This window comes from Chromatium okenii (genome assembly GCF_016583745.1).
GTDB classification, from domain to species: Bacteria; Pseudomonadota; Gammaproteobacteria; order Chromatiales; family Chromatiaceae; genus Chromatium; species Chromatium okenii.
In genome coordinates this window covers 30,743-43,858 of sequence record NZ_NRRQ01000025.1, presented here as the reverse complement: position 1 = coordinate 43,858, position 13,116 = coordinate 30,743, and the positions used below count along the sequence as shown (strand labels likewise).

Annotated in this window: 9 protein-coding genes and 1 pseudogene; 7 read left to right on the top strand and 3 right to left on the bottom strand. The window is 51.2% G+C overall.

Going from position 1 to position 13,116, the window contains the following annotated elements:
- The 5 genes and pseudogenes from CKO12_RS10310 to ihfB all read left to right on the top strand — a co-directional run.
- A pseudogene (locus CKO12_RS10310) lies at window positions 1-753 on the top strand (IS5 family transposase); the annotation flags it as partial.
- Window positions 754-1,111: 358 nt separating this feature from the next.
- Complete coding sequence (gene aroA, locus CKO12_RS10305) at window positions 1,112-2,446, top strand: 3-phosphoshikimate 1-carboxyvinyltransferase (protein ID WP_200154661.1); 1,335 nt, start codon at window positions 1,112-1,114, stop codon at window positions 2,444-2,446.
- The gene (gene cmk, locus CKO12_RS10300; protein WP_200154660.1) at window positions 2,443-3,111 is read left to right on the top strand and encodes a (d)CMP kinase; all 669 of its coding nucleotides are present in this window, start codon (window positions 2,443-2,445) and stop codon (window positions 3,109-3,111) included. The genes aroA and cmk overlap by 4 nt, the downstream gene beginning before the upstream one ends.
- A gap of 133 nt (window positions 3,112-3,244) precedes the next feature.
- The gene (gene rpsA, locus CKO12_RS10295) at window positions 3,245-4,927 is read left to right on the top strand and encodes a 30S ribosomal protein S1 (RefSeq protein WP_200154659.1); all 1,683 of its coding nucleotides are present in this window, start codon (window positions 3,245-3,247) and stop codon (window positions 4,925-4,927) included.
- 75 nt (window positions 4,928-5,002) lie between these two features.
- Window positions 5,003-5,308, top strand: a complete 306-nt coding sequence (gene ihfB / locus CKO12_RS10290; RefSeq protein ID WP_200154658.1) for an integration host factor subunit beta — start codon at window positions 5,003-5,005, stop codon at window positions 5,306-5,308.
- Window positions 5,309-5,409: 101 nt separating this feature from the next.
- On the opposite strand, the gene phoR is transcribed toward ihfB, so the two are convergent.
- Together phoR and phoB are read right to left on the bottom strand one after the other, a co-directional pair.
- Window positions 5,410-6,741 (bottom strand): phosphate regulon sensor histidine kinase PhoR, encoded by a 1,332-nt coding sequence (gene phoR / locus CKO12_RS10285; RefSeq protein ID WP_200154657.1) that lies wholly within the window; start codon window positions 6,739-6,741, stop codon window positions 5,410-5,412.
- 32 nt (window positions 6,742-6,773) lie between these two features.
- Window positions 6,774-7,460 carry a phosphate regulon transcriptional regulator PhoB gene (phoB, locus tag CKO12_RS10280; RefSeq protein ID WP_200154656.1) on the bottom strand — a complete coding sequence of 229 codons (687 nt, stop codon included), beginning with the start codon at window positions 7,458-7,460 and terminating at the stop codon, window positions 6,774-6,776.
- Between the two features lie 147 nt (window positions 7,461-7,607).
- Here phoB and CKO12_RS10275 point away from each other — a divergent pair, with 147 nt between their 5' ends.
- Entirely contained in the window at window positions 7,608-8,174 is a 567-nt protein-coding gene (locus CKO12_RS10275; RefSeq protein ID WP_200154655.1) for an NUDIX domain-containing protein, read from the top strand.
- Window positions 8,175-8,240: 66 nt separating this feature from the next.
- Here the strand turns inward: CKO12_RS10275 and CKO12_RS10270 are convergent, their stop codons facing one another.
- The gene (locus CKO12_RS10270; protein WP_200154654.1) at window positions 8,241-10,295 is read right to left on the bottom strand and encodes a trypsin-like peptidase domain-containing protein; all 2,055 of its coding nucleotides are present in this window, start codon (window positions 10,293-10,295) and stop codon (window positions 8,241-8,243) included.
- A 190-nt stretch (window positions 10,296-10,485) separates the two neighbouring features.
- Here CKO12_RS10270 and CKO12_RS10265 point away from each other — a divergent pair, with 190 nt between their 5' ends.
- Window positions 10,486-13,113 (top strand): penicillin-binding protein 1A, encoded by a 2,628-nt coding sequence (locus CKO12_RS10265; protein WP_200154653.1) that lies wholly within the window; start codon window positions 10,486-10,488, stop codon window positions 13,111-13,113.
- Window positions 13,114-13,116 lie beyond the last annotated feature (3 nt).

Here is a 13,116-nt window from a genome sequence, read left to right as displayed (position 1 = left end):
ACTGGAAGATGCAATTTACGATAGTCAATCATTACTACAATTCATTGGCATTGATTTAAGTATTGAATCGGTACCAGATGCGACAACGCTGTTAAAATTTCGCCATTTACTCGAACGTTATGAACTAACTAACGTGATTTTTTCTACAATCAATGCGCAGTTAAGCAAAAAAGGATTGTTGTTAAATCAAGGAACAATTGTTGATGCAACAATTATCAACGCCCCTTCTTCAACAAAAAATCAAGCAAAAACCCGCGATCCAGAAATGCATTCTACTCGCAAGGGAAATCAATGGTATTTCGGAATGAAAGCACACATTGGCGTTGACGTTAATTCTGGGTTAGTGCATACCGTGGTTGGCACAGCGGCAAATGAGCATGATGTCACTCAAGTTGAAAACATTTTACACGGTAAGGAACAACAAGTTTTTGGTGATGCTGGCTACACTGGTGCGAATAAACGCGAAGAAGTTAAAGATAAGTTTAACGAAAAAATGGTCAGTTGGAACATCACTGAAAAACGTTCTAACGTTGAAAAAATGGATGATGGCTTAATAAAAAATCTCACGCAACAACTTGAGAAAGTAAAGGGGCAAATACGAGCGCGTGTTGAACACCCATTTCACATCATTAAAAATCTGTTTATGCACCGTAAGGTACGTTATAAAGGGCTTGCAAAAATACCGCACAACTAAAAACTTTGTTTGCTCTGGCTAATCTATTAATAGCAAAAACGTCACTATTAAACACCTGAAAAATAGAGTCTAGCGCATAAAAGTACCTTAATTTTACCTAACAAAAGGGTTGATTATATTGAATCATTAAAACGGAAACAGTTTATTTAATATCACATTTATAAAAATATGCCCTTAAAAGGGCAACGCAGAGAACATTAAATAGATCAGCGGTTCCTAAGTGCGCACAATCAACGTATTTCGTTCTGAGCATAAACGACACCTGTAAAGCCGTCAATCGTCAGCGTTCAAAAGCAATGCCGGTTTTTTTGAATGACAACCGCTGCGTTCATTTACGGTTGTAAATATCTCAGTAGCAAGATTAGAATGCGCGGTTTTCTCTATTTCTTTTTTACTGAAAAGCGCGTGGGAGCTACGATGACTGCGGTCACTAATCTTCATTATCAAATCAAGCCCGGCGGCACCTGCACTGGGCAATGGCGCGTGCCCGGCGATAAATCTATTTCACATCGCGCCATCATGTTGGCGGCGCTCGCGGAGGGCGATACGCGCATCAGCGGTTTTTTAGAAGGCGCAGATGCGCTGGCGACGCTGGCGGTTTTTCGTCAGCTCGGCGTGGCGATTGAGGGGCCGCACGGCGGCGAGGTGCGGGTGCGCGGCGTGGGAATGCGCGGGCTGCAAGCGCCAACTGCGCCGCTTGATCTGGGCAATTCCGGGACGTCGATGCGGCTGTTGGCGGGTTTGCTTGCCGGTCAAGCGTTTCGCACGACGTTGATCGGCGATGCGTCGCTGTCACGGCGACCGATGCGGCGGGTGACGGAGCCGCTGGCGCAGATGGGCGCACAAATTGCCGCCAGCGCGGAGGGCACTGCGCCGTTGACGATCACGCCAGTCGCGCAGCTCGCCGGTTTGGATTACGTGCTGCCGGTCGCCAGTGCGCAGGTGAAATCGAGCGTGTTGCTGGCGGGGCTGTATGCGGAAGGCGACACCTGCGTCACCGAACCCGCTCGCACCCGCGATCACACCGAGCGGATGTTGACCACCTTTGGCTATTCGGTGCGGCGGCAGGGGCTGCGCGTGTGTTTGACCGGCGGCGGGAGATTGAGTGGTTGTCGCTTGACGATTCCGGCGGATATTTCTTCGGCAGCATTTTTTATGGTGGGCGCGAGCATTGCGCCGGGTTCAGATGTGTTATTGCAAGAAGTGGGCATCAATCCCACTCGCGTTGGCATTATTAACATTTTGCGGGCGATGGGCGCGGATATTGAATTGATTGATCGCCGTACTTGCGGCGGTGAACCGGTGGCAGATATTCGCGTGTGTTATGCGCCATTAAAAGGCATTCAGATTCCGGTCGATCAGGTGCCGCTGGCAATTGATGAATTTCCCGCCATTTTTATTGCGGCAGCCTGCGCCAGCGGCGAAACAATTTTAACGGGTGCGGCGGAATTGCGCGTTAAAGAAAGTGATCGGATTCAAGTCATGGCAGATGGGTTAACGCAATTAGGAATTGTCGCCGAACCGCGTTCTGATGGCATTCGGATTATTGGCGGACAAATGACTTCCACTGCGACCAGTGGGCCAATTCAAGCGCATGGCGATCATCGGGTAGCGATGTCTTTTGCAATTGCGGGATTACGCGCCAGCGGCGTGATTGATATTCACGATTGCGCGAATGTCGAAACCTCATTTCCCGGCTTTGCGACGCTCGCTGCGAACAGCGGATTAAATATCGTGGAGCAGCGGACGTGATTCCGATTATTGTGATTGATGGCCCCGCTGGCACTGGCAAGGGCACGATTGCGGCATTGCTGGCGGCGCGGCTGGGCTGGCATTTATTGGATAGCGGGGCGCTGTATCGGGTGCTGGGTTTGGCGGCGCTGCAACAGGAGATCGCGCTGGATGACGCGCCAGCATTGGCAACATTGGCGACGACGCTGGCGCTGCGTTTTGACGCAGGGCGGGTCTTTCTCGCTGGCGCGGAGGTGACTGACGCGATTCGCACTGAGGCGGTGGGGATGGCGGCGTCGCAGGTGGCAGCACATCCGCCGGTACGCACGGCGTTGTTGGATTGGCAGCGGCAGTGTGCGCAGTTGCCGGGTTTGATTGCGGACGGGCGCGATCTGGGGACGGTGGTCTTTCCGGCAGCGGGGCTGAAGATTTTTTTGGATGCCAGCGCCGAGGTGCGGGCGCAGCGGCGGTATAAACAGTTGATAGAAAAGGGGTTGAATGCTAACCTTTTTGACCTGATTGCAGACATTCGCCAGCGTGATGACCGTGACCGCAACCGCGCCATTGCTCCTTTATGTGCGGCAGCAGAAGCGGTGGTGGTGGACTCCACCGCGTTGTCTGTGACGGAAGTGTTTGATCGAATCTGGGAAGAGGTGAGGCGCGTCTTTCCGAATTTGATGTCGTGAATTCTGTGGCAGCATGACCACGCAGATTCATTTTCACAGGTCGGTGTTGATTGCACCGGCCTTTTCATTTCACTCATACCCCTCGCCCCGGATCGGGCGGAACGGCGCGCCGTTTTCAGGATACTTGCATCCCATGACCGAAAGCTTTGCCGAACTTTTTGAACAGAGTCTCAACACCACCCAGCTCCAACCCGGGGCGATCCTCATGGGCACGGTGATTGAGATCACGGCAGATAATGTCGTGATTAACGCCGGACTGAAATCCGAAGGCGTCGTGCCCCGCAGCCAGTTTCTGAGTCCCGAAGGCGTGCTTGAGGTCGCAGTCGGTGATGAGGTTGCCGTCGCGCTGGACGCCGTTGAGGATGGTTTCGGAATCACCCGACTGTCCCGCGAGAAGGCAAAACGCTTCGCGTCGTGGGATTTCTTGGAAAAGGCGTTCGAGAACGCCGAGACCGTGAAGGGCATGATCAACGGCAAGGTCAAGGGCGGTTTCACCGTCGAATTGGGCGCAGTCCGCGCCTTCTTGCCCGGCTCGTTGGTGGATGTGCGTCCGGTGCGCGACACCGCGTATCTCGAAGGCAAGGAGCAGGAATTCAAGGTTATCAAGCTGGATCGCAAGCGCAACAATGTCGTGGTTTCGCGCCGCGCCGTGGTGGAAGAGGAATACAGCGCCGAGCGTGATAGCTTGTTGAAAAACTTGGAAGAAGGCATGGAAGTCAAGGCGGTGGTCAAGAATCTGACCGATTACGGTGCCTTCCTCGATATGGGCGGCATCGACGGCTTGCTGCATATCACCGATATGGCATGGCGGCGCGTCAAGCATCCGTCCGAAGTGGTTGAAATTGGCGACGAAATCAACGTCAAGGTGCTCAAGTTCGACCGCGAGCGCCAGCGCGTCTCGCTCGGCCTCAAGCAGATGGGCGAAGACCCGTGGGTCAACATTTCGCGCCGCTATCCTGAAAGCACCCGCGTCTTCGGCAAGGTCACGAACATCGCCGATTACGGCTGTTTTGTGGAGATTGAGGAAGGCGTTGAGGGGCTGGTACACGTCTCCGAAATGGACTGGACCAACAAAAACATCCACCCCAGCAAGATCGTCTCGCTCGGCGACGATGTTGAGGTCATGGTGTTGGACATCGACGAGGAACGCCGTCGCATCTCGCTCGGCATCAAGCAGTGCGCGTTGAATCCTTGGGACGAGTTCGCAGCGACCCACAAAAAGGGCGATCACGTTTCCGGCAAGATCAAATCCATCACCGATTTCGGCATCTTCATCGGCTTGGATGGCGGCATCGACGGACTGGTGCATCTGTCCGACATTTCGTGGGATGAAGCTGGCGAACAGGCGTTGCGCCGCTACAAAAAGGGCGACGAGCTGGAAACCGTCGTGCTGTCAGTCGATCCCGAACGCGAGCGCATCTCGCTGGGCGTCAAACAGCTCGACCGCGATCCGTTCTCCACCTTTGTTGCAACCCACGAAAAGGGCTGCGTCGTTACCGGCGTGGTCGCAGATGTGGATCCGAAAGGCGCGACTATTACGCTGGCCGATGGCGTGGAAGGTTATTTACGCGCTTCCGAAATCAATCGAGATCGTATTGAAGATGCGCGGGCGGTATTAAAAGTCGGTGAAGAAATCGAGGCGAAATTCCTCGGTGTTGACCGTAAAAACCGCACCTTGTCATTGTCAATGAAAGCGAAAGATATGGAAGAAGAGCAATCCGCCATCAAGGGCTATTCGCGTGATGCCAACAGTGGCACGGCGACCTTGGGTGATATTCTGCGCGAACAGATGGAAGAGGGACAACGGGGCAATTAAAAACCCCCGCTTGATTGCATTTGAATGCGGGATTCACTATTGAATCCCGCGAGTTTTTTCTAGGACGCGACACCAATGACAAAATCGGAGCTGATTGACATTTTAGCCGCCGAACAAGACCATCTTCCGTATAAAGATGTTGAGGTGGCAGTTCGTAAAATGATCGAACGCATGACGACAGCATTAGCTACTGGTGAGCGCATTGAAATTCGCGGCTTTGGCAGTTTTTCATTGCATTACCGTCCAGCCCGCGTAGGACGGAATCCTAAAACTGGCGAATCTGTTGCGCTCGCTGGCAAACATGCTCCGCATTTCAAACCCGGTAAAGAATTGCGTGATCGGGTGAATGAAGCATTTCAAGAACTACACCACGCAAAATAGTGATCTGCCACCGCGCACCACGCTGTAATCCCTTCTGCTTGACCAACCTCGAACCGCAAAGACTTTAATAAAAAAACAACGTGCAGCCCGCGTTGCGTTTTTTATGCGCTTTGCGGTTCATGGTTCCAATGTTCCTGCTGTTCAATCAAGCTGCGCTCATTCGGAAAGCGGCAACAAAAACGCATTCCCTGACCGATGTCACTCGCAATAAATAACCGCGCTCCGTGGCGATTTAAGACATGTTTAACAATCGCTAATCCCAAACCAGTGCCCCCAGATGCGCGTGAACGAGCGCAATCCACACGATAAAAGCGTTCAGTTAAACGCGGTAAATGCTCTTGCGCAACACCTGGTCCGTTATCTTCTACGCTGAATAACACTGCATCATCAGCGCGTCGCCATTCAATCCGAATCAACGTTCCGGCTGGCGTATGGCGCACCGCATTAAAAATCAAATTAGAAAAGGCGCTGCGCAATTCCGGTTGACTACCGCGCAATAATAACGTTTCATCAATATGAAGCTCAAACTGATGTTGTCCGCCACTCAAGGCTTGTGCTTCCTGCATAATCAAATGCAATTCATCCGGCACCGCAACTGGCGTGCATTCTTCTTGATGCTCGTGCATTTCCAAGCGCGATAACGTCAACAAATCTTCAATAATTGAACGCATCCGCTCAGTTTGATTTAACATTAACCGCAGCGGGCGCTGATGATTGTCTGGTGTAGTGGGCGCATCAATTAACGGCTCCAAAAATCCCGCAATAACTGTTAATGGCGTGCGCAATTCATGTGAAGCATTTGCCACAAAATCGCGCCGAATCATATTCAAATGATAAATTTTAGTGATGTCGCGTCCTACGACTAAACGTTGTTTTTTACGTTCACCAAAAGGCGTAATCCGCAGCGATAACATCAGCGCCCGATTGTGGACAGGAGCAATATCCAACGGACGCATATATTCGCCCGCTTCAACAAAAAGGTCTAAATCAGGATTAGTGAGAATCTCAGTAAATCGTCGTCCATCATCATCCGGCCAATGAATATTCATTAACCGCGCTGCGGCTGGATTTGCCCATTCAATTCCGAGTTGTTTATTCAGAATAACCAGCGCATCTGGTACTGCATTCGCAGCTTCTCGAAAGCGGCGGGAAAAGCGAATTTGTCGTTTACGACTTTTGCGTCCACGCTGTTGATAACGGGCAATACTGCGGTAAATATCGCCCCATAATCCAGATGGAAATGGCGGAATCAAGCGGTGCTGGCGGCGAATTAATAACGTCAAATACACCAAATGATACAGATGACGCACTAAATACGACAAGAGAATGAGCGGCCAGAGCCACGCAAATGAAATCCCAACCAGCCATAAACCGCCGCTAAGAATAATTAGCGGGAATAAAAAACTTAATTCGATGAGGAGAGAGCGAAACATGGACGCTCCCGTAGCAATGGTAGCCAAGACCGTTAGGTTTTATCTGAAAAACGATAACCAACCCCACGCACGGTCTGCAATAAGCGATCATGCCCGGTGGTTTCTAATGCTTTGCGCAAGCGGCGAATATGCACATCCACCGTGCGTTCTTCGACATAGACTTGATCGCCCCACACTTGATCGAGTAATTGCGAACGACTAAATGCGCGGTCTACATGCGTCATAAAAAAGTGTAATAAACGGTATTCAGTGGGGGCAATTTCTATGGGAGCGCCATTCACGCTAACGCGATGACTGATGTGATCAATACGCAAGCCGCCAATTTCAATATCATCAGTTGATTCATCGGGACGGGTACGGCGCAAAACGGCTTTCACTCGTGCCACCATTTCCCGCGATGAAAACGGTTTAGCAATATAATCATCTGCGCCAGTTTCCAATCCTTTAACGCGATCTTCTTCTTCACCACGGGCGCTAATCATAATAATAGGCATGGAGCGCGTTTTGGGATTTTGTTTCAATTGGGTGGCAAGTTCTAAACCGGAACGCCCGGGTAACATCCAATCCAAAAGAATTAAATCAAGTTCTTCCGTGGCTAATAATTTACGCGCATCATCGGCATGACCCGCTTCAATCACCCGGAATTGTGCGTTTTCTAAAGCGAAACGAATCACTTCTCGAATATCCGGCTCATCATCAACGATTAAGATGGTTGCCATACTCATTAGTCCCTAAGCAGAATAAAATAGGTTCGCTCAACCGCGATCCAACGGTCAATATGAAGAGCATTTTATTGACATTGAGTTACAGTCAGATGACTGTATCCAGAGCAATCGTCACCACTCCGGCTAAAAGAGGATTAACGCATGTCTAACGCTACCTTAGTTGCTCGCACGGCGCTTTATCAAGGGCGCGTAATTGAATTAACCCGCGATACGGTGCTATTACCGAATAGCGATCAAGTTGAACTTGAAATTATTCATCATCCGGGTGGTGCCGCAGTTGTGGCACTTGATGAACGTCAATTTGTGTGTTTATTGCGGCAATTTCGCCATGCGGCATCCGGTTGGTTATGGGAATTGCCAGCGGGACGCATTGATCCAAATGAATTGCCAGCAATGACAGCACAGCGCGAATTAACTGAAGAAGCGGGAGTGACTGCCGCAATTTGGAATCCATTGGGCATGATGCACAGTTCGCCCGGGATATTTACCGAGATCATTCATTTATGGTTGGCGCAAGAACTGACGCCGGCACCGCTTGCGCACGAATACGGTGAAGTGATTGAAATTGTGTGGGTGCCATTACTTCAAGCCTTAGAATGGTGTCACGATGGCACCATTACCGATGGCAAAACCTTAATTGGTTTATATCGGGCGCAGGCTTTTTTACAAAATGCTGCGGATTTACTCGCTGAAGCGCCCGGTTGTTGAATAATCACCGATAAAAAACCGCAATTTTTTATAAACTGCGGTTGTGCTGATTGCAAAACGGGGATGCTATTGTATCGAAATAGAATAGGTTCCCGTTTTAGTGGGGCGATAGGCACGAATTTTAATGTAATAGGTGCCCGGTTTTAAGGTGCGGACAATTTTGGCTGCATAACCAAAACCATCATCATCATCTTCTTCTAAGATCGCAGTTTGACTATTGGGGCCATAAAGCTGCATGTAATTATCCAACAATGTGCCTTGCCAAGTCTCAATGCTATAACTTTTTGTAGTATTGATGCTCACTTGATACCAATCAACATCACCGACTGATGAAAGATTACCAAAACTGATGTTGCCATCAACCGTTAATAATACAGGCGTCGCAGTGGCAGTCGTGAGAGCGCGATAACCACTGTTTGGTTCACTAAAAGCACTGGTGCCAGCTGTATTCGTTGCTTTAATCCAATAATAATAAGTGGTGCCAGCAAGTGCAGTCTTATCTTCATAAATCAACGTCGTTGCAGTTGCAATTTGTTTTGCAGAGGCTTGATAATTGATGGTGTTACGCCAAATGCTATAACTTGTAGCATTCGCAACAGCATTCCAAGTAATGCGCACCAAAGTTGTATTATCGCCATCAGTTGCATTCACCGCTGTTGGTGCTATCGGTTTAATCACAGTCACGTTATTCTCAGCGCCACCAGCACCGAGCCATTGTTTCAGTTTTGTATTATAGGCAATCTCAAAACGTCCGTAGGTTGAAACGCCATCTTCATCATAGCAGGAGTCATTGCCGCCCCATAAAGTCCCAATAATTTGCTGGGCATCATTAAAAAGTGCCGAGCCGCTGCTGCCATTTTCAGTCACCCCCTGCGACCAATCAACGTCGATATAATTGCCGCTGCTGCTTGATGCTGGATGACAATAGAATGTGTCATCATCATCATCATCAGCGTAACAATTCTGGTACGCATCAAGTTGTCCAAAGCTAATTTTTTTAAGATCGCCATCTGGATGATGAATGCCAGTGACCACATCATTTAACAATGGCGTTGCGGTAGTCCAACCGAGATAGACAACGCCACTTGGTGGTTGTTTATTTAAGTGCAAAAAGGAAGTGTCTGTATTCGCACTGGCATATAATAATTTTGCTCCGCCGGTGAGTTTGGTGTAGCGTGAATCGCGCAGACTACTGTTACAAAAAGCTGATTGATAAAACCAATGCGTTTCTAACGTTGAAGCAGCAGTTTGTGTGGAAATACAGTGATTTGCAGTTAAAAAATAAGGCACGCTAGTTGCTGTATCACTGTCGTTAATTAAACTTCCAGTGCAGCGATAAGAATAGCCACCATCGGTATAAACCATTTTAGCAACACCACTGGACGCATCATTCCAATTTGCATAACACTTGACATCCAATTGGCAAAATCCCGCCGTTCGTGCGGATAACGGGTCTTGAAAGAAATGGCTGAGACTAGGAATCTCTAGCTGCAAATCCGTATTATCATTATCACTGGGGAGATAAATCAAAATGGTGGCGCTCTCACCCGTAATCATTGGGCTCCAATACGTTTGTCCAGCACTTGAATGATCGCCCGCAGCGCGATTGGTGGCGATGAGTTGGTTGATTTCTGCGCCGTGAATTGGTGCTGCGACAGGATCGCTCCCATGTGCTGTAAAAAAAGCGAGTTGGGCGTTATCTGGAAGCTGTGTAATTAATAACCCAAGCCGCACTGCTACCGCGTTTGGCGCTTCAATCGTTAGCCCTAACAATTGCCCGCCAGTTGTCAATGGAATATGTAAAAATTGGTTAAAAACGTCATTACCGCTCAATTCTGTTAATGTGACGTTGCTTCCAATTAACGGCGGCGTGGTTAAATTACCGCGCCGTTGCGCAGCATTTACTGGAACAGGCGCAGGTGCTGTAAATACTGGCAATTGCGAGCGCAGCGTGGTGATGGCGCTAAACGGCGTATATTGTGATCGCGCCAACGCTTGACTACTCCGAAAATGATTTTGATAGGATTGCGCAGGAACTGAAATCACTGGCGCGGCAATGAGAGTGCTGCTGGTGGATAAGCAACCAATCAATAGCAGGTAACGCGAGGCGTGAGTCATCATGGTGTGCTCCGTCAAATAAAATTGATATTGGTGTCTATTATTTGCAGGTGTTGATGTGATCGTGTTTATAGGCGTTGTGCAGTTGCCAAGACGCGCAGTTGTTTTGTATAAAGACGATGATCTGTGATGCGCTGAATTCGGTACCCGCACGCTGTTTGGAAATGCAACGGCGTGGCGCTTAATATCATTTATGGTGTGGTTGATTCCGTTCATCACGCAATTCTTTTTAGTAGATTCTTCGGTGCGGCTCTCTAAAACAACCCAATCTTCTTTAGCAGCACCATCCGCTCCGCTCCGCTCCCCCGTTTTGTGGCAGCGCGTGGCGTTGGCATTCGGTCAATTCGTGGTGACTGGAATTGCTAATGTGCTACAGCTTACGTTTTTAATCAGCGTCAGCGCGGCAATTTTTGTGCAAACAACGCTGCCAGAAATTCCCGATGTGCAACGCTTGCGCACCATCGTTTTGCAACAGCCACTCCAAGTCTTTAGCAATGATGGCGTCTTTATGGGTGAATTCGGCGTCGAACAGCGCCAAACAGTGCCGTTAGCAGATATTCCGAATTTAATCATACACGCATTTTTAGCTACTGAAGATAATCGCTTTTTTGAACATCGCGGTATTGATGTGATTGGAATTGGAAGGGCGTTATTAAGCTATTTAGAAACCGGTGAAAAAACGCAAGGCGGCAGCACCATTACCATGCAAGTTGCCCGCAATTTCTTTTTATCGCCACAGAAAACATTTCAACGTAAACTGATGGAAGTGTTATTAACGCTGCATATTGAGCAGCATTTAACCAAAGAAGACATCCTTGAATTGTATTTGAATCAAATTTTTTTCGGGCATCGTACTTACGGCATCGTTGCTGCCGCTGCACTTTATTATGACCGTCCGCTGGCGGCGCTCACGATTGCTGAAATCGCCATGCTGGCTGGCATTCCCAAAGCGCCATCGGCGAATAATCCGCTCGCCAATCCAGCGCGGGCAATGGCGCGACGTGATTACATTTTAGGACGAATGCACGCATTGGGTTATCTCACCACCTCGCAATTGCAACAAGCACTTGCCACGCCAAACACGGCGCGGCTGCACCGGCGCGAGATTGAATTGGATGCCGGTTATGTCGCTGAAATGGTGCGGGCGGAAGTCGAAAGTTTTTATGGCAGCGCCGCCGTCACGCAGGGCTATCGCGTCACGACCACCATTGACTCGCGCCTGCAAAATGCTGCGCAGGACGCCGTGCGCACCGCGTTGCGTCAATATGATCGGCGGCACGGTTATCGCGGGCCGGAGGCGACGCTGAAGGTGACGGAATTGGCGGAATTACAACTCGATGATTATTTGGCGACTGTGACCGCGATCCCGACCTTGACGCCGGCGCTGGTGCTCAAAACCAGCGCCAGCGCCACCGAGGTCTATCTCGGACAAGGGCAGCGCGTGACTCTCAAACCGAGTGCGCTGGCATGGGCGCGGAGTCAGCGCGATCTCGCCCATTGGCGCGGCGCTCGTCGCAAAGCTGCTGCTTCGGTGCAGGTGGGCGATTTGATTCGGCTGCGGCGCACCGCTGCCGGCAACTGGGAATTGAGCCAGATTCCCCGCGTCGGTGGTGCGTTGGTAGCGGTGGCACCGCATAACGGCGCAGTGCGGGCGTTGGTCAGCGGCTACAGTTTCAACGACACCCAATTTAATCGGGCGGTGGAAATGCGCCGCCAGCCCGGTTCCAGTTTCAAGCCATTTGTGTACGCAGCGGCGCTGGCAAAAGGCTGGACGCCAGAGCGCACCATCCGCGATCAAGCCGTCGCTTTGCCCGCGTATCTGCACTGGAATCCGCAAAATTCTGACCACCGCGAACTCGGCCCGATTCCGCTGCGCAAGGCGCTGGCGCTGTCACGGAATCTCGCCAGCATCAGTCTCCTGCAACAGGTCGGTCTCACCACCGCGCAGACGTTCATCCGCCGCTTTGGATTTGACGCTGAGGCGCTGCCGGAAGGATTGACGATGGTGCTCGGCACCGGCGCGGTGTCGCCGGTCAAGCTGGCAGAGGGTTACGCGGTGTTTGCCAACGGCGGTTATCACGTTATTCCTTATTTTATTCAACGGATTGAAGACGGCGAGGGGCGCATTTTATTTGAAGCGCAACCGCCGCAAGCCGCTGCGCCAGCTCCGGCTGCCGCGCAATCCCCGGCGGAAACTGCGCCAGCGCCACCCGCTGCCGAGCGCGTCATCTCGCCGCGAGTGGCGTATCAAATGACCACGATGCTGCGCGGCGTGATCGCGCATGGCACCGGCTTTCGTGCGAAACGGCTGGGGCGCAGCGACATCGCAGGCAAAACTGGCACCACCAACGATATTCGGGATTCATGGTTTGCTGGCTTTCATGCCAGTTTGGTGAGCGTGGCGTGGATGGGGTTTGATGATTTCGGCAAGCTCGGCTGGGGCGAAGAAGGCGGCAAGGCGGCGCTGGGGATGTGGGTGGAATTCATGCGGCAGGCGCTGGATAAGCAACCGCTGGTCGCGCTGTCGCCGCCGCTGGATACCAACGCCGATGCCGATATTGCCGCTGATGACACGGCAGACGGCGCTCCCGCTGGAGACATCGCGCCAGCTCCGGCTCCGGCATCTGCCGCAGTGACGGCACCGTCAGCAGATGCCGCCCTCGCGCCTCCGGTCACACCGCGCCCGCGTCGCCCACGCCCCGCGCCAGTTGCGCCGCGTTCCGTCACCGCCGCGCCAGCAAAACCTAAATCTCCTCCCCCCAAACCCAAACCGTCAGCGCCACCGCGATCTGCGCCGCGAGTGATGGACGATCTGTTTTAGCCG